Annotated in this window: 13 protein-coding genes; 8 read left to right on the forward strand and 5 right to left on the reverse strand. The window is 69.8% G+C overall.

The features are described from left to right. Positions 1 to 226 precede the first annotated feature (226 nt). Complete coding sequence (locus ABVF28_RS00110; RefSeq protein ID WP_371029027.1) at positions 227 to 1408, reverse strand: Gfo/Idh/MocA family protein; 1182 nt, start codon at positions 1406 to 1408, stop codon at positions 227 to 229. Positions 1409 to 1555: 147 nt separating this feature from the next. Here ABVF28_RS00110 and ABVF28_RS00115 point away from each other — a divergent pair, with 147 nt between their 5' ends. After that, positions 1556 to 4132 carry an excinuclease ABC subunit A gene (locus ABVF28_RS00115; protein ID WP_371029028.1) on the forward strand — a complete coding sequence of 859 codons (2577 nt, stop codon included), beginning with the start codon at positions 1556 to 1558 and terminating at the stop codon, positions 4130 to 4132. Positions 4133 to 4213: 81 nt separating this feature from the next. Here ABVF28_RS00115 and ABVF28_RS00120 read toward each other — a convergent pair whose 3' ends face one another. Both ABVF28_RS00120 and ABVF28_RS00125 read right to left on the reverse strand, forming a co-directional pair. Next, a complete protein-coding gene (locus ABVF28_RS00120) occupies positions 4214 to 4414 on the reverse strand; it encodes a twin-arginine translocase TatA/TatE family subunit (protein ID WP_179555932.1) in 201 nt (66 codons plus the stop codon). A 77-nt stretch (positions 4415 to 4491) separates the two neighbouring features. Beyond that, positions 4492 to 5493 carry an intradiol ring-cleavage dioxygenase gene (locus ABVF28_RS00125; protein ID WP_371029029.1) on the reverse strand — a complete coding sequence of 334 codons (1002 nt, stop codon included), beginning with the start codon at positions 5491 to 5493 and terminating at the stop codon, positions 4492 to 4494. 170 nt (positions 5494 to 5663) lie between these two features. Here ABVF28_RS00125 and ABVF28_RS00130 point away from each other — a divergent pair, with 170 nt between their 5' ends. Genes ABVF28_RS00130 through ABVF28_RS00140 form a run of 3 tightly spaced genes read left to right on the forward strand, consistent with a single transcriptional unit; the run spans position 5664 to position 10513 of the window. Beyond that, positions 5664 to 7283, forward strand: coding sequence for a phenylacetate--CoA ligase family protein (locus ABVF28_RS00130; protein WP_371029030.1), 1620 nt, complete (start codon positions 5664 to 5666; stop codon positions 7281 to 7283). A 3-nt stretch (positions 7284 to 7286) separates the two neighbouring features. Further along, positions 7287 to 9275: a hypothetical protein gene (locus ABVF28_RS00135; protein ID WP_371029031.1), complete on the forward strand. Its 1989-nt coding sequence runs from the start codon at positions 7287 to 7289 to the stop codon at positions 9273 to 9275. After that, complete coding sequence (locus tag ABVF28_RS00140) at positions 9272 to 10513, forward strand: hypothetical protein (protein WP_371029032.1); 1242 nt, start codon at positions 9272 to 9274, stop codon at positions 10511 to 10513. Before ABVF28_RS00135 ends, ABVF28_RS00140 begins: the two co-directional genes overlap by 4 nt. A gap of 49 nt (positions 10514 to 10562) precedes the next feature. On the opposite strand, the gene ABVF28_RS00145 is transcribed toward ABVF28_RS00140, so the two are convergent. After that, complete coding sequence (locus ABVF28_RS00145) at positions 10563 to 11459, reverse strand: alpha/beta hydrolase (RefSeq protein WP_371029033.1); 897 nt, start codon at positions 11457 to 11459, stop codon at positions 10563 to 10565. Positions 11460 to 11496: 37 nt separating this feature from the next. On the opposite strand from ABVF28_RS00145, the gene ABVF28_RS00150 reads away from it, so the two are divergent. From ABVF28_RS00150 to ABVF28_RS00165, 4 genes are all read left to right on the forward strand, one after another. Beyond that, on the forward strand, positions 11497 to 12156 hold the full coding sequence (locus ABVF28_RS00150) for a hypothetical protein (protein WP_371029034.1): 660 nt from the start codon (positions 11497 to 11499) through the stop codon (positions 12154 to 12156). A 57-nt stretch (positions 12157 to 12213) separates the two neighbouring features. Then, the gene (locus ABVF28_RS00155) at positions 12214 to 13263 is read left to right on the forward strand and encodes an aromatic acid exporter family protein (RefSeq protein ID WP_371029035.1); all 1050 of its coding nucleotides are present in this window, start codon (positions 12214 to 12216) and stop codon (positions 13261 to 13263) included. Positions 13264 to 13721: 458 nt separating this feature from the next. Next, positions 13722 to 14783: a zinc-binding dehydrogenase gene (locus tag ABVF28_RS00160; protein ID WP_371029036.1), complete on the forward strand. Its 1062-nt coding sequence runs from the start codon at positions 13722 to 13724 to the stop codon at positions 14781 to 14783. A gap of 46 nt (positions 14784 to 14829) precedes the next feature. Next, a complete protein-coding gene (locus ABVF28_RS00165; protein ID WP_371029037.1) occupies positions 14830 to 15240 on the forward strand; it encodes a cupin domain-containing protein in 411 nt (136 codons plus the stop codon). Positions 15241 to 15419: 179 nt separating this feature from the next. Here ABVF28_RS00165 and ABVF28_RS00170 read toward each other — a convergent pair whose 3' ends face one another. Then, positions 15420 to 16301, reverse strand: coding sequence for a helix-turn-helix transcriptional regulator (locus ABVF28_RS00170; protein ID WP_371029038.1), 882 nt, complete (start codon positions 16299 to 16301; stop codon positions 15420 to 15422). Positions 16302 to 16710: the final 409 nt, after the last annotated feature.

Below are 16710 nucleotides of genomic sequence, written 5' to 3' on the forward strand. Positions count from 1 at the left end.
ATCCATCCCGAAGCGCGGAACCCATCCCGAGATGCGCCAATCGGGCCGAAGCGTGGAACCCATCCCGGGGCTGGTAGTCGATTCGCGACCCGTCCGGCCCTGCGCGCACTGGTGTGTGCTGCTCGTCTCGGGATGGGAAAGTCGCTACGTGCTGGCAACCTTCCCGCAACGAAGCGAGTTCGCCAGCCCGAGTCGGCAGCCGGGAGTCGGGAGCCGGCAGCCGCAGTTACGCGCGGGCCGGGACGTCGTGCCAGCGGCCGTCTTCGATGGAGGCCTCTGCGGCCTCGACGATCTGCGCGGCGACGAGCCCATCGGCGACCGACGGCGCGACCTGCTTGCCGGTGACGACGCTCTCCAGGAAGCGGGCGGCCTCGATCGTCTTGAGGTCGTCGAAGCCCATGCCGGTTCCGCCGCCCGGCTGGAAGCGGTGGAACTCGCCGTGGCCGGGGGACATGTAGACGGTCGTGTAGCCGTAGGGGTTCGATGAGTCGAGGCAGACCTCGAGCTCGTTGAGGCGCTGGAAGTCCCACCGCAGCGAACCGTTCGTGCCGTAGACCTCGAGGGCGTACTCGGCGCGGGGCCCGCGCATGATGCGGCTGGAGTCCATGATGCCGATGGCGCCGTTGTCGAAGCGCATGAGCAGTGCCGCGTAGTCCTCGTTCTCGACGGGCTTCAGCTCGCCCGTACCCGGCGCCGAACGGTCGACGATGCCCGTGCCCGGCGCGGGACGCTCGGTGATGAACGTCTCCGCCGTCGCGGAGACGCTGCCGATGCGGCCGACGACGTGCTGGGCGAGGTCGAGGCCGTGCGAGAGGAGGTCTCCGAGCACGCCAGAGCCGGCACGTTCGCGTTTGAACCGCCACGTGAGCGGCGCGAGGGCGTCGGATGAGTAGTCGGCGAGGAGCGCGCCGCGCACGTTCGTGACCCGGCCGATCGCGCCCTCTTCGATGAGCTGCTTCATGTGCGCGATCGCGGGGGCGTTGCGGTAGTTGAACCCGACGGCGGTGACGATGCCGGCTGCATCCACTGCGGATGCGATGCGCCGCGAGTCGGACGCGTAGCGCCCCATGGGCTTCTCGATCCAGAACGGCTTGCCTGCTTCGGCGGCCGCGATCGCCATCTCGGCGTGGAGGAAGTTGGGCGAGCAGATCGAGACGACGTCGACCTCGGGGTCGGCGAGCACCTCGTGGTAGTCGGCGACGGTGCGCTCGAAGCCGAGGCGCTCCTCGGCCTGCGCGCGCGCCTCTGGCACGGGGTCGGCGGCGACGACGAGGCGCGTCTTGATGCCGAGCTCTGGGAAGTGGTCTGGCACGGCGCGGTAGGCGCGCGAGTGGAGGCGGCCCATCCAGCCGACGCTGATGAGGCCGACCCCGATGGTGCGGGGGCTGGTGGCGGTCTGGTCTGTCATGGGAACTCCTTTGTCCAGGTTGGAGCTGTCATATGTTCGGACAACGAGACATTTCTACTCCGTTCGCCCCCGTCGTAGCTCTGCGTAACCTTGCGTTACCTGAAGGGCGCCCAGTTTCGGCGCACGCACGGCCGTCATGCTGGGTCGATGGTTTTCGCCGAGGGACAGATGTCAGCTGGGGCACCGGATCGAGTGGTCGTGCGGGGCGCGCGCGAGCACAACCTTCGCGGCGTGAACGTGGACATCCCGAGGAACGCGCTGGTCGCATTCACGGGCGTCTCCGGTTCGGGGAAGAGCTCGCTCGCCTTCGGCACGCTGTACGCGGAGGCGCAGCGGCGCTACTTCGAGTCGGTCGCCCCGTACGCGCGCCGCCTGATGAACCAGGTCTCCCCACCCGACGTCGACTCGGTCGAGGGCCTGCCGCCGGCGGTCGCGCTCCCGCAGCAGCGGGGCGGTGGCAGTGCGCGCTCGACGGTCGGCAGCACCTCCACGATCGCGAACGTCGTGCGGATGCTCTTCTCGAGGGTGGGCGAGTACCCGGCGGGCGCGCCCATGCTGCTCGCGGAGGACTTCTCGGCGAACACCGTGCAGGGTGCCTGCCCGAACTGCCACGGTCTCGGCCGTGTCTACGAGGTGCCGGAATCGCTCATGGTCCCAGATGCGTCGCTCAGCATCCGCGATGGGGCGATCGCCGCCTGGCCGACGGCCTGGCACGGCAAGCAGCTGCGCGACAGCCTCGTCTCGCTCGGCTACGACATCGACATCCCGTGGCGCGAGGTGCCCGCCCAGCAGCGGTCCTGGCTGCTGCACACGACCGAGAAGCCGCAGGTGCCGGTGTTCACGGGCAGGTCGCCGGCGCAGGTGCGCGCGGCTGTCGCGGCGGGAGACGAGCCCTCCTATATGAGCACGTTCGTCGGCGTGAAGCGGTACGTGCTCGACACATTCGCGAACTCGAAGAGCGAGCGGATGCGCGAGAAGGCCGCCGCGTTCATGGAGAGCGTGATCTGCCCAGACTGTCGCGGAACGAGGCTGAAGCCGGATGCGCTCGCAGTGACGTTCGAGGGGCGCGACATCACGCAGATCGCGGCGATGCCGCTTCGTGAGCTGGCCGCACTCATGAAGCAGGTGCTAGGCCCCGAGTGGGAGCGCTCGCGGGGAGCAGCGCTGGCGCCGGAGCAGGTGCTCGCCGCCCGACGCCTGGCGGGCGAGCTCTGCGCTCGCCTCGCGCCGCTCTCGGACCTCGGGCTCGGCTACCTCTCCCTCGACCGGCAGACCGGCACGCTGTCCGGCGGCGAGCTCCAGCGGCTGCGCCTCGCCAACCAGCTCCTCGCCGGGCTCTTCGGCGTCGTCTTCGTGCTCGACGAGCCCTCGGCCGGCCTGCACCCCGCGGACACCGAGGCGCTGCTGGGAATCCTTCGGGGCCTCCGGGACCGCGGCAACACCGTCTTCTACGTCGAGCATTCGCTCGACGTCATCCGCGAGGCCGACTGGATCGTCGACATCGGCCCGGGGGCCGGCGCTACCGGCGGCCGCATCGTCTACTCCGGGGGCCTCGACGGCCTGCGCGGCGCCGAGGAATCGGTGACGCGTCGCTACCTGTTCGACGGCCCCGACTCTCCCAGGCCGACGATCCGCGCGCCGCGGCCCCGCGACCAGCGCGTCGCCCTCGACGGGGTCGTGCGCAACAACATCCGCGGCCTCTCGGTGGAGTTCCCGCTCGGCTGCCTGACCGCGGTCACCGGTGTCTCGGGGTCGGGCAAGACGACGCTCGTCAACCAGGCGCTCCCCGACCTGCTGCGCGCGAGTCTCGCCAGCGAGGTCGGCGAGACGACCGCCACCGACGAGCCGGACCGCAACGACCCGATGCTCGCCATCGAAGCGTCGGCGACACAGGGTCGGGCCGTCGGGCCAGCCGACCGACTCAAGCGGATCGTGCAGGTCAGCCAGGCGCCCATCGGCCGCACCTCGCGCTCGAACGTCGCGACGTACACGGGGCTGTTCGACCGCATCCGCTCGCTGTTCGCGTCGACGGATGAGGCGAAGCGGCGCCGCTACAGCGCCAGCCGTTTCTCGTTCAATCTGCCAAGCGGCAGGTGCCCGACCTGCAAGGGCGAGGGCACGATGGAGGTCGAGCTGCTCTTCCTGCCCACGGTGCAGGCGCCCTGCTCGACCTGCGGCGGCAGGCGCTACAACGCCGAGACGCTGGAGGTCGAGTTCGAGGGCTCCTCGATCGCCGACGTGCTCGACCTGAGCGTTACCGCGGCGCGAGAGAAGTTCGCCGGTCGCGCCGACGTGCTCCAGCACCTGGACGCCCTCGCGGATGTGGGCCTCGGCTACGTCTCGCTCGGCCAGCCCGCGCCTGAGCTGTCGGGAGGGGAGGCGCAGCGGGTGAAGCTCGCCTCGGAGCTGCGCCGCGCGCAGCAGGGGGACACGCTCTACCTGCTCGACGAGCCGACATCCGGGCTCCACCCCGCCGACTCCGATCGCCTGCTCGGGCACCTGCACGACCTCGTCGACCTGGGGAACACCGTCGTCATGGTCGAGCACGACATGCGCGTCGTCGCGGGGGCCGACTGGGTCGTCGACATGGGGCCGGGCGCGGGGGATGAGGGCGGCGAGATCGTCGCGCAGGGCACCCCGCAGGAGGTCGCCGCGGTCGAGGGCAGCGCGACGTCCGCGTACCTGAAGGCGGCGGTGGATCGGCTCGCGGCGACTGGGGTGTGAGGGCGGCGGATGCGCGGGCGAGGCTCTGCGGGCGAGCGTGAGGGATTCGGCCGACCGGCGCATCCTGTCGTCACGAGGGTCTCAGCGCCCGCGCGGGGCTGAACCGTCCGCACCGCCGGCCTCTGGCGTCAGCTCCGTGTCGAGGTCGCGCACCTCCGTCTTGAGGATGCGCATCGACTGACCGACGCTCTTCGCGAGGGCCGGCAGCTTCGATGCGCCGAAGATGAGCACGATGATGGCGAGCACGGCGATGCCGTGCCAGCCCGTGAGGTTCGCGAGCATGATGGTCGCCTTCCTTTCTGTGGGTCTGTCGGGGTCGCGGGCGCTTGAAGTGCTCCGCCAGATGGGATGCGCGGGGCTCAGCTGCCGGGGCCTCCAGAGTTTCCGGGGCCGCCGGAACCGCCAGGCCCACCTGCGCCCCCGCCGCCTGACGGCGCGGCTCCCGCGGTCGGGGCGGTCGCGGTGTCGACGCGCACGGTGAGTGCGACGTTGTAACCGCTTGTCGCATCGCCCGTGACCGTCGCGAGCTGCAGCGCACCGCCGTCGTCGCCGAACACGTTGTCGGAGTCGAGGCTGACCTGCGCCAGGTTGGACGCGGATCCCTCGTAGCCGGCGAGCGCGTAGACGGCGCTCGAGGCGTACTCGGGCAGGGCGACCTGCGAGGTCGAGATGGCGTTCGTCGACTCGGTGATGTCGTCGATCGTGGGGTACACCTCGAAGTGGATGGGCGGCCATCGCCCCGTGTAGCAGGCGGGGAAGATCGAGGTGAAGGTGACGCTGCCAGAACCGTCGGCGACCTGCACGCCGCGCAGGAACGTCTCGTTCTCGATACCCTCCGAGTACATGGAGTAGCCGCCGGTCGCGTCGCAGTGCCAGACGTACACGGCGACGTCCTCGAAGGGCCGGTCGCCGTTCGCCATGTCGAGCACCGTCAGGGTGAGGGTCATGGGCACGCCGGCCGCGGCCATGGTGCTGCCGATGCTCGTGCGGATGTCGCTGCGCACGACCCCGGACTGCTCGAGCACGTCGGCACCGTTCGAGCCATCGCCGGGGTAGGGGCCGGCCGTCTCGTCGGGGATCTCGCTCGCTGGCAGGGAGCCTGCCGTCGCTGTGGCGCTCGCGGATGGGGTGGCGCTGGCGGTGGCCGTGCTTGAGGCGCCTGATCTCGTCGGCGCGCAGGCGGCGAGTGCGACCGTCCCGACTCCGACGCCGAAGATGCTGAGCAGTCCCCGCCGCGACATGAGCGTGCCGAGGTCGAACGCGACGCCCTGGTCGACGACCTCCTCGTCTGCGCGGTCGAGGAGCCTGCCTTCGTAGGCGGGGCCGTCCGGCGTGAGGTCGGGCTCGGGGATCTTGATCATGGTGGCTCTCCTGGTCTGTTTCACGGAACTTCGGACAGCCTCGGTTGCTCATCAGGCAGGGGGCTATGGCGCAGCTATGTCTGAGCTATGGCGGAGATCCCAGGCCGAATGTCCGTGGCTCGTGCTTAGCTATGCGCACACTTCAGGGAAGACGTGAACGGGGGAGCGACGTGACTCAGCAGCTCGATGTCCGGGAAGCGAGATCAGGCAGCACGGCGGCGCCGGGACCAGCCGGTCTGCAGCGTGCGTCGAAGCTCCGGCAGTCCCTCCTCCGGCTCGGGTCTGGGGCGCTCACGAAGACCTACGACCTGTACCACCTGCACCCGGCCGTCTGGCGGTGGACCGCCCGCCACTACGTGCCCGTGATGGGCGACTTCGCGAAGTTCAACGCGTGGATGATCTGCCAGCGCGCGAACCTCGACGTGCCCGCCTACCAGCGGTGGCTGCACGAGAACGACTTCAGGTTCCGGTGGTGGCAGCTCTCGAGCTACCCGGAGACGAACAAGGACGACTACGTCAAGCGCTACACGGAAGACGAGCGCTGCTGGGGCGGCGAGATCGACACGATCGGCACGGTCGTCGACGAATCGAGCGGGTCGAGCGGGTCACCCTTCAACTGGATCCGCGGTCGGCACGAGCTCAAGACCATCCACAACAACGTGGCGGGATACATCACGCTGCTGTTCGGCACGAAGAAGCTCTTCGGCATCAACGCCTTCTCGATGGGCGCCTGGGCGACCGGCACCAATACCGGGCATGCGCTCTCGAAGATCTCCATGGTGAAGAACACCGGTCCAGACATCGACAAGATCGTCGACACCATCCGCCACTTCGGGCCGAAGTACCAGTACCTGGTGAGCGCCTACCCGCCCTTCCTGAAGCACCTCCGCGACCGGCTCGACGGCGAGGAGTGGTTCGACTGGTCGAAGCACCGCCTCAACGGCTTCGTCGGCGGGGAGGCGATGACGGAGGGCCTGCGCGACTACCTCGAGGAGCGCTTCGGCCGCGTCTACTCGGGGTACGGGGCCTCCGACCTCACGATCGGCATGGCCGGGGAGTCGGATGCGTGCGTGTGGCTGCGCCGCGCGTTGTTCGCCGACGAGCGGCTGCGGCGGGCCCTCCTCGGCGAAGATGAGTCGCGCATCCCGATGGTCTTCCAGTACAACCCGCTCGAGACCTACCTCGAGACCAACGACGACAACGAGCTCGTCGTGACGCTGAACTCCTCCGCGGTGCTCAGCCCGAAGCTGCGCTACAACATCGGCGACGAGGCGAAGATCCTCTCGTTCCCCGAGGTGCGAGAGAAGATCGCCGAGCTCGACCCGGCGCTGTCGAGGGCATTCCACCGGGCGTTCGCGGTGCAGCGGATGAAGCTGCCGTTCCTCTTGCTCTTCGGTCGGAAGGACTCGACGATCTCCTACATGGGGGCCAACCTGTACCCGATCGACATCGAGAACGGGCTCTACCGCGACAACCCGCACGCCGGCGACATCGAGTCGTTCAAGCTCGGCCTGCTCGAACTCGACGGGCACGAGCAGCGGCCCGTCGTGCACCTCCAGCTGCGCGACGGAGCGATGCTGACCGACGACGAGGTCGCGAAGCTCAGCGAGACGACCAGGCTCGGCATCGTCGAGCACCTGGCCTCGGTCTCGCGCGACTTCGCGCAGTCGCTCGACGAGGACCCGTCGACGGGCGACCTCCGCATCGAGGTGCATCCCTTCGGCACGGGGCCGTTCACGGGAGGCAACGCGAAGATCAAGAACGTCTACGTCGTCAAGAACGCCGAGTAGGCCGTGTTCACGACAGACTTCTCGAAGGCGCCCATTCAAGGACGGGCCGAGGCGCTCGTCATCGTCGAGGGGCGCAGCGCCGACCACGACGGCGTGATCTGGCGGCAGCGCTTCCGCGACCGACGAGTCGTCGGTGAGCTCCTGCTCTTCGAGAGCATCGAGCGAGCGCGGGAGGTCGCCGCCTCGCATCGGGGACGCACGAAGCTGCTGCTCGCAGAGGCCCGCGGCTACTCGAACGGCATCTGGCGGGCTGACCCCGAGCCGCCGCCCGGCGAGATGGCGCACAACCCGCACTTCGCGCCGGTCACAAAGGAACGGGAACAGGGTCGCATTCCGCCGCTCGTCGCCGAGCCCACGCGCAAGCCGAAGAAGCTGACCACCCCCATCCCGCCGGCGTCGCACACGATCTTCGACACTGCATCGATGTTCGTCGGTGCAACCCGCTACACGACCCCCCTCGCCTGGGCCGTGACGGGTCGCATCTGGGGGCAGATGACCGGCAAGATGCGACGGATGCCCGACTACTGCTGGCACGGCATCTACTGGGAGGCGCCATGGACGCTCGGGACCCTCGCGAACTTCTCGACGCGCGACGCCCTCATCCGCTTCGCCAGGATGCCCGAGCACCGCCACCTCATGCAGTGGATCGTGAAGGACACGAAGAACGCCGACGCCGGGTTCATCCGCCTCTTCGCCAGCGAGGAGGAACTGGCGAGCGTCGAGGGTGGCGCGACGCAGGCGGCTGACTCGGCGGGGCCGGGGGCCGACGCAGCCCGTGCCCGCACTCCCGCTGTGACAGGCAGTGCCGACCGGTCCGCGCGCCAGCACACCATCGAGGTGAAGCGCGTGGAGTCCGAGCTCGAGTTCCTGGAGTTCGTCGAGCTGCCGGGACGTGTGTCCAACCCGAGCCGCGAGGTGCCAGTGCTCGAGTCGACGCTCCGTTCCTGGTGGAAGGGCAAGGGGGCGCACGAGTCGACGGTCGAGCTGCTCATCGCCTACCGGGGCGGCGAGCCGGTCGCCCGAACGGTCGCGCACACGAGCGCCGCGTTGGACGCGAAGCTCGACTCGAGTCTGCAGCTGTTCGGAGCCGTCGCGGCCGCCGATGCGGAGGCGCTCGGTGCGATCATCACCGCCCTCGAGGGGCGTGCCAGGAAGGTCGGGCGGCGGGAACTCCTCGGCCCCGTCACTCTGCTCCCGAACCAGGTGGGCGGCGTCATCACGAGCGGCTTCGGCGAGCGGGGCTTCGTGGAGGGCGCCTGGAACCCCGACTGGGTGCCCGCCGCCTACGAGCGGCTCGGCTTCACGACCTGGAACGAGTCGGCGACCTGGATCGCGCGCCTCGAGCAGGGGCGCCTCGGACAGATCGAGGGCGACGCCTTCACTGCCCCCACCGATGCGGAGCTCGCCGCCGCCGGCGTCGTCATCGAGCGGGCGTCGCGGTTGCGCTTCCCGCGCGACGTCGCGCGCCAGCGGGAGCTGGTCAACGCCGCGTTTGCCGAGCTGCCCTACTACACGCAGATCTCTCCGGCCCAGATGCGCGAGGCGACCAGCGGGCTCGTCGCCATCATCGATCCCAGCATCTGGGCGTTCGCGCTCGACGCGAAGACCCGCGAGCCGCTCGGGTTCCTGCTCTGCGTCCCCGACGTCACGCGCATCGTGCAGCGCTCCTCCGGCCGCATCGGCCCGAGGCAGCTGCTCGAGATCTGGCGGTCGAAGCGGGAGCCGAGAGAAGCCGTCCTCACCATCCAGGGCACCGTCCCCGAAGCGCGGGGGCGCGGCATCAGCACGCTCCTCGGTCGGACCGTCGGGGAGGCGCTCATCGAAGGCGGGTACACGGCGCTGCGCTCGACCTACATCGGACACGACAACCCGGCGTCGGCGCGGCAGCTCAGCCGAATGGGCGGCGAGGTGCTGCACAAGACCGTGTTCTACAGGAAGCAGGTGGGCGCGGTGCCCGGCCCGCGCACAAGCAACGAAGGGGAGCAGCGATGACCAGCATCCACACGCTGAACCAGATCATCGCCGACGCGGCGTCGGCGCCATCGGCCCACAACACCCAGCCCTGGTCGCCGCGGATGATCGGCGACGGAGAAGCGGTCGAGCTCCGAGTCGCGCGCACGCGGACCCTGCCGGCCTCGGACCCAACCGGGCGTGACACCCTGCTCGGCCTGGGCGCGTGGCTCGAAGCGTTCAGCGTCAGCGCGGCCGCGCACCGAGTGGACTTCGATGTCGAGCTCCTGCCCGCGCTCGCGGACCCGGAGGCCATCGTGCACGCGAGGAGCGACGAGCCCGTGCTCCGCATCCAGCTGAGCCAAGCCCCGAACGACGGTGCCCACGGCCAAGGGAGCGGCACCCCGAACGAGAACGCCAGCGCGAGCGGCAGCTCCACCGGCACCGGCGCCCACGACCAAGGCACCGCGGTGGATGCGTCTGGCAGCAGGAGCGCGGCCGCCGGGGGCGCGGCACCTGCATCTTCGGCAGGTCCGGATTCCGACCGACAGCTGCTGGCGTCGCGGAAGACGGTGCGCAGCGATCTCGCGCCAGCGAAGGGGCTCGTGATCGAGCTCGCCAGTTCGCTGCCCGACTGGCTGCGGCTCGTGCCCGTCGACGCCGACGACCTGCGGCACTTCTCCTCGCTCGGCACCGCCGACACTCTGCGGGATCCCGCCGTTGCGCGCGAGCTCGCGCACTGGCTGCGGCTGCACCCCACGCATCCGCGTTACCACGTCGACGGGCTCAACGACCGGGTGCTCGGGTTACCCGCGGTCGCCTCGCGCCTCGTGTCGCCCTTCACGCGCAATCGCCGCCTGCGCGAGGCCGCGGTGCGCATCGTGACCCCGGTCGGGGAGCTGTGGCGCCGCGCGCTGCTCGAAGTGCCGGTCTCGGCGGCGGGCGAGGATGCGCCCGCCGCGGCGACCGCCTTCGTGCTGGTGGCCGACAGCAAACTGCTCGACCTCGGATCGGGTGCAGAGGTGACCCGCGTGCTCAACTCCCCGCTCGGACTCCCACCGGAACGGGTGCTGGAGGCCGGCCAGGCGCTCATGCGGCTGTGGCTGATGGCCACGGCCCGCGGAGCGGCATTCGCGCCAACCTCCGAGATCATCGACTCGTCGCTCGCGCAGGGCGAGCTGCGCTACCGACTCGGGCTCTCGCGCCGCGACGTGCCGCTCTTTGTCACGCGGGTCGGTGCTGCGCGGGCCCCGAACCCGCCGCGCGCGCCGCGCCGCTGACCGGCTCGGCCAGCCGAGGGGCCTGGTTTGAGGAAGGCACGCTGACAGCTCAGCCCAGCCCGCGCATCCACTCGGAAATCAAGTCGATGCCGCGCGTGAACGCGGGGTCGCGCGGCCGGTTCAAGAACGCGTGCGTACTGCCGGGCAGCACGCGATACTCGGTTTGGACCCCTGCGTCGGCGAGCTCGCGGGCGAAGAGAGACCCGGATGCGCGCATCGCGTCGCGGTCCGCATCCACCACCAGACAGGGCGGGAAGCCGCTCAGGTCGTGGCCTCCGGGGAACGCGTCGGGACGCGGCAGGACCTCCTCGCTGCCCGCGTAGTTGAGGTTCATCGCACCGATCAGCCACGGTGTGTGGACGTAGCGGCGGCTGCCGCGCAGACGACTCATCAGCTCGGGCGAGCGCTCGGGCAGCTCAGCGTGGAACGTGCCGTACGTGAAAAAGAGCCCGCGTAGGGGCGACGCCCCAGCACGCTCGTAGCGGTAGGCCGCCGCTGCCGCGAGGCACGCCCCGGCGCTCGCACCGCCGAGCACAACCCCATCGTCGCTCCGTGCGCTGACCCCGTCGATGACCGCCATCACATCGTCGAGCGGGATCGGGAAGCGGATCTCCGGCCGACGCTGGCGGCGGGAGCTCCTCGGAACCGGTGCGCCCCTGCGCTCCGCCCGCTCTCTCCCGCCGAGGGTCACGAGCCGGTAGTCGACGGTCGTCACCTCGAACCCCGCCCGTGCCAGGGCAACCGCGACCTCGTGCGTCTCCGGCTGGTCGAGGCCGCCAGAGTAGAAGCCGCCCCCGTGCAGCCAGATGACGGGGCGAAGCGGCGAGCGCGCAGCACTGCCGTCGGCGGGGGCGTAGGTCCGCACCGGGACCTGGCCGTGCGGTCCGGCGACTACGGAGTTCGTCGCATCCACCCCGTGCGGTGCAGCCGGCGAGCGTCTTGGCATCCGCCCACAATACGGGCCCACGCCCTAGGCTCTTCTGATGCACGAGCTACGCCTCTCCCCGGACACCCAGCGTCGGGCCATCGCTCTGAACATGAGGCAGTCCTGGATCAGCCTGGCCATGCTCGCGCCCATCCTCCTGACGCTCGTCGTCATCTTCTCCCTCCAGGATTTCTGGCTCGGTTTCGGCTACGGCATGCTCGTCGTCGTGCTCGTCGGCGGGTCCGTGCCGCTCTCGATCTGGCTCGCCCGCACATCGATGCGCGAGACCTACATCCGGTTCGGCGACGGCTGGATCGAGCACAGGTGGATGTTCCGCATACGCCGGTTCGCGGCGGCCGAGGCGACCAGCGTCGTCACGGTCGACCAGATGACGCTCGGCGGCTTGATGGGCGCCCCCACGCACCACCTCATCGTCACCGGTCGCGACCGAAGGCTGCTGATCCTCGTCGGACAGATGTGGACTCAGCAGCAGCTCACCGCGATCATGCACGACCTCGCGAGCCGCGGAGTGCCGTGGATCTCCGTCCCCGAGCCAATCACCCCTCCGCAGCTGCGCGCCCGCGACCCGCGCCTCGTGCCCTGGTGGCAAGCGCATCCCGTCGCCTTCGCGCTGCTGATCGCCGGTGCCAGCTTCGTCTTCGTGATCATCCTCATCACCGTCCTGGCCTTCGTTGTCTTCACGGCGGTCATGGGCTGAACCCGCCGCTGGGCGACGCCTGGGCGTTGGCCCCGCCCGGCGTCCTACGCTGAGCACGTGCGCTCCCTCACTCGTCTCACCGGCCTCGACCGGATCCAGGCGACCAAGCGCGTGCCCGTCCTGCAGGTCGCGAAGACCGCCATCGCCGCCGTCGGCGCATGGCTGCTCGCCGGCTGGCTCATCCCTGGCCCCCTGCCAGTTTTCGCGGCCGTCGCCGCCCTGCTCGTCGTGCAGCCGAGCGTCAACCAGTCGTTCGCGAAGGCCCTCGAGCGAAGCGCCGGAGTGGTCATCGGCGTCGCCGTCGCGAGCGCCATCTCGCTGGTCCTCGGCCCGCAGTCGTGGGTGATCCTCCTCGCGATCGTCGTCGCGATGATCGTCGCCTGGCTGCTGCGCATGACCTCCACAACCAGCAACCAGGTCGCCATCAGCGCCATGCTCGTCCTGGCGCTCGGCGCATCCACCCCCGAGTACGCGCTCGACCGCATCCTCGAGACCCTCATCGGCGCCGCCTTCGGGCTGCTCATCAACGCCGTGATCCTGCCACCAGTGCTCGTCGGTCCGGCCCAGCGTGACACCGCGATGCTCGGCAACGAGATCGCCGCGTCGCTCGAGCGCCTCGCCGACGCCATCGAGCAGCCGCAGACGCCCGCGAGCCTCACCGAGCTGCTCCTCAAGGCGCGCCTCCTGCGTCCCATGGCGGGTGTCGCCGAGAACTCCATCGCCGACGGGCTCGAGTCGCTCACCTTCAACCCGCGGAAGTCGAGGCACCACGAAGAGCTCGTCGAATGCGAAGAGCTGCTCGACCGCTTCCGCCCCATCGTCACGCAGCTCACCGGCATGACCCGCGCCGTCGCCGAACACTGGGAGCCGACGCTCGCCGACGAACCGCAGGCCATCGCCATCGCCGAGCAGCTGCGACGGGCCGCGCACGACACGCGCATCCTCATCCCGAGCGAACCGGGGGAGCCGCAGTCGTTCATCCTGGAGCCGCCGGCCCTCACCGCGCCGCTGGTCGTCTCAGCGCCGAAGGGCGGCAGCTGGGTGCTGATCGGCTCGCTCATCGAAGACCTCCGCCGCATCCACGAGGGCCTCACCGCAGAGGCGTAGGCGTGGTGGCAGGCGCTGTTCTGGCCCGAGTCGCCGCGTCCGCCCGCCCCCGCTGGCCATCTTCCGGGATGGGACGGCCCGGATGCGCCCTTCGCGCCCGGGGAGCTCGCATCAACACGGAAGCTGGCCGCCGTCGCCGTCGCCGTCGCCGTCGCCGTCGCCGTCGGCGTTGTCGTCGCGGCGCGCCGCCGCGCAGCGCCGTGCCCCGCTCTGCCTGTCCAACATCAGTGCAATATCAGCCCCTGAGTCGCAAAAACGTCGCCTGGAGCCCGATTCTGCACTGATGTTGGACACGCGTCGTCGGCCCACCGTCCCAGGCAGGGCATGCCAGTACCTGGCACGACCGCCCTTTCCGGGCGCAGGCTGGTAGCGATCCAATGGAGGAACGGCGGCGGCCGGCGCTCTCGAGAGGGCGGCGTGGCCCGCCGCAGTTCCCGGAAGCGCAACGAGAGGCACCCATGAAGGCCACGTTCATGTACGCAGCAGGCGACGTCCGAGTCGAGACCGTCGCCGACCCGACCATCAAGCAGCCGACCGACGCGATCGTCCGGGTGACGCAGGCGTGCATCTGCGGCTCGGACCTGCATCCGTATCACTCGATGCAGGCCAGCGAGCAGGGCTCCCCGATGGGCCACGAGCTCATCGGCATCGTCGAGGCGATCGGCGCCGCCGTCACGACCCTCAAAGTCGGCGACTTCGTCATCGCCCCGTTCGCGTTCCAGGACAATACGTGCGTGTTCTGCCGCGAGGGTGTGCAGACGTCGTGCGTCCACGGCGGCTTCTACGGCAGCCCAGAGATCGGCGGTCTGCAGGCCGAGCTCGCGCGCATCCCGCAGGCCGACGGAAGCCTCGTCGTCGTGCCCGGCGTCGACGCGAACGCGCTCGCCCGCGGTGAGAACGCAGACCTCGCCGCCAGCCTCCTCACCCTGTCCGACGTGTACCTGACCGGCTACCACGCAGCGCACATGGGCCGCGTCGAGGCGGGCAAGACCGTCACCGTGATCGGGGACGGCGCCGTCGGCCTCTCCGCGGTGCTCGCGGCCAAGCAGCTCGGTGCCGAGCGCATCATCCTCATGGGCCGTCACACCTCGCGCACCGACCTCGGCGTCGAGTTCGGCGCGACCGACGTCGTCGCCGCGCGCGGCGAGGACGGCATCGCGCAGGTCATGGACCTCACGAACGGCGAAGGCAGCCACGTCGTGCTCGAGGCAGTCGGCCACATGCCCGCCTACGAGCAGGCGTACGGCATCGTCCGTCCCGGCGGCGTTATCTCGCGCGTCGGCGTGCCCCAGTACGAGGAAGCGCCCATCGGCTTCGGGTCGCTCTTCGGCAAGAACGTCACCCTCACGGGTGGGCCAGCTCCCGTGCGCGCGTACATGGAACCTGCCATCCAGCAGGTCCTGAACGGTGACATCAACCCGGGTCGCGTCTTCGACCGCACGATCGGCATCGACGAGGTGCCGGCCGGCTACGCAGCCATGGATGCACGCGAAGCCCTCAAGGTGCTCGTCCAGATGTAGTCGCCCCGCGGCCGTACGCACCACAACCCGAGAAAGGAACCTCCTCGTGAGCACAGAACTCCAGCCGAAGAGCCCGACCAACAAGGGGCCAGCCGAGTGGTTCACCGGCGACGTCTACTTCAACGCCTACTACGCGGGCACCGAGCCGTCGCGCACCCGCCTCAACCTGGTGCGCTTCACACCTGGTGCGCACACGGCCTGGCACCGCCACGCGGTTGGCCAGACGCTGCACGTCACCGAGGGCTACGGGTACGTGCAGTCGCGGGGCGAAGAGCTCATCGAGCTGCGGCCCGGCGACACCGTGTACACGCCGGCCGGCGAGTGGCACTGGCACGGCGCGTCCGCCGACAACTTCATGTGCCACCTGGCGCTGTGGGAAGGACCGGGCCCTGACTCGGACGAGCCCGAGACGGTCTGGGGCGAGCTGCTGACACTCGAGGAGTACCCACAGGCCTAGCGGCTGAGGAGCAGCGACGAGGGGTGGGGATAACGCTGGCGCCGATGCTCCGTCCCCCGGACTTCGCCTCGCAAAAGTGAGCCAGACGCATCCGGAAGCGACGACTCCGGATGCTTCTGGCTTACTCTTCCTGCCTGAGGGGTGCCGGGCAGGAGGCGTGCCGCGACGCGATCGCGCTCCTACTGCTGGTGGGCCAGCGACACACCTGCGGGGAGTTCCGTGGCCGCCCAGGACGCGAGCATCCGCAACCCGTCGGCGCTCGGGCTGCCCTCCGCGGCCGTGTAGACGTTCATCGTCAGGCCGGGCTCGCTCGGCAGGGGCAGCGACTCGAAGTTCAGCTCGAGCAGGCCGACGACCGGGTGGTTCAGGCGCTTCACGCCGCTGCGATGGAACTTCACGTCTTTCGCCGCCCACATCTCGCGGAAGAGCTCGCTCTGCGTCGACAGCTCGCCGATGAGCTGGTGCAGCTTGGGGTCGTGTGGGTTCCGGCCCGCCTCCATACGCAGCATCGATGCGGCATCGGCGGCGATGCGGTCGAAGTCCGGCCAGAAGTCGCGGGCGGCCGGGTTCAGGTAGATGTACCTCGTCGTGTTCACTGGGCGGCGCGGGTCGTCGAAGACCGGGGAGTACAGCGCCCGACCGAGACGGTTGGCCGCGAGCACGTCGTGCCGGTCGTTGCGCACCCACGCGGGAGCCTCGGAGAACGCGTCGAGCATCTGGCGCACAGCCGGACGCAGCTCGCCGCCGCTCTGCTTCTTCGACGCTCGGCGCGACGGTGCGCTCGCCCTGGCGAGGTTGAAGAGGTGCTCGCGCTCGGCCTCGTCGAGCTGCAGGGTCGAGGCGATCGCGTCGAGCACGCTCTCGGATGCGCCGGAAAGGTTGCCGCGCTCGAGCCGCACGTAGTAGTCGACCGAGACGCCCGCGAGCATCGCGACCTCCTCGCGACGCAGCCCCGCGACGCGGCGATTCCCGCCGTACGCGGGCAGGCCGGCCTGTTCGGGGGTGATCTTCGCTCGGCGGGAGCTGAGGAACTCCTTCACCTGCTCGCGCACATCGTTCATGCGTCCAAGCTACGCCTGGCGGCGCTGCCAGGGGAGGTCCCGCGAGTACCTGTCACCCGTGCGAGTGAGGGGTTCCTCGTGAGTTGACAGCCAGGGTGACGTCAGGGGGCATCGGGAGTACGTGAGGGTGGGATCTCCCGCTCACGTCACCTTCACTGTCACGACCGGAGAACGAGAGGCTGTGGTTGGGGTTGCCGAGGTCGGAGGCATCTCCAACCGAAGGCCCAGACGTCGCAGCCTTCGCGAGCCGACAGCCAGGGTGACGTGGGTCTGCGTGCGGCCAGGTAGCTGCGCATGCCTTCGCTCACGTCACCTTGACTGTTAGCAGTATGGGAACGCAACAGCGCGTGAACTCGGCAGTATGGGAACTCAGCAGTGCGGGAACTCGGCAATGCGTGAACTCAGCAGT

The sequence above is a fragment of the Pseudoclavibacter sp. JSM 162008 genome, from assembly GCF_041366455.1.
GTDB lineage: Bacteria > Actinomycetota > Actinomycetes > Actinomycetales > Microbacteriaceae > Pseudoclavibacter.

Coding starts and splice junctions, on each gene's coding strand:
- ABVF28_RS00110 (WP_371029027.1), bottom strand. CDS start 1,408: ATGACAGACCAGACCGCCACCAGCCCCCGCACCATCGGGGTCGGCCTC.
- ABVF28_RS00115 (WP_371029028.1), top strand. CDS start 1,556: ATGGTTTTCGCCGAGGGACAGATGTCAGCTGGGGCACCGGATCGAGTG.
- ABVF28_RS00120 (WP_179555932.1), bottom strand. CDS start 4,414: ATGCTCGCGAACCTCACGGGCTGGCACGGCATCGCCGTGCTCGCCATC.
- ABVF28_RS00125 (WP_371029029.1), bottom strand. CDS start 5,493: ATGATCAAGATCCCCGAGCCCGACCTCACGCCGGACGGCCCCGCCTAC.
- ABVF28_RS00140 (WP_371029032.1), top strand. CDS start 9,272: ATGACCAGCATCCACACGCTGAACCAGATCATCGCCGACGCGGCGTCG.
- ABVF28_RS00145 (WP_371029033.1), bottom strand. CDS start 11,459: ATGCCAAGACGCTCGCCGGCTGCACCGCACGGGGTGGATGCGACGAAC.
- ABVF28_RS00150 (WP_371029034.1), top strand. CDS start 11,497: ATGCACGAGCTACGCCTCTCCCCGGACACCCAGCGTCGGGCCATCGCT.
- ABVF28_RS00160 (WP_371029036.1), top strand. CDS start 13,722: ATGAAGGCCACGTTCATGTACGCAGCAGGCGACGTCCGAGTCGAGACC.
- ABVF28_RS00170 (WP_371029038.1), bottom strand. CDS start 16,301: ATGAACGATGTGCGCGAGCAGGTGAAGGAGTTCCTCAGCTCCCGCCGA.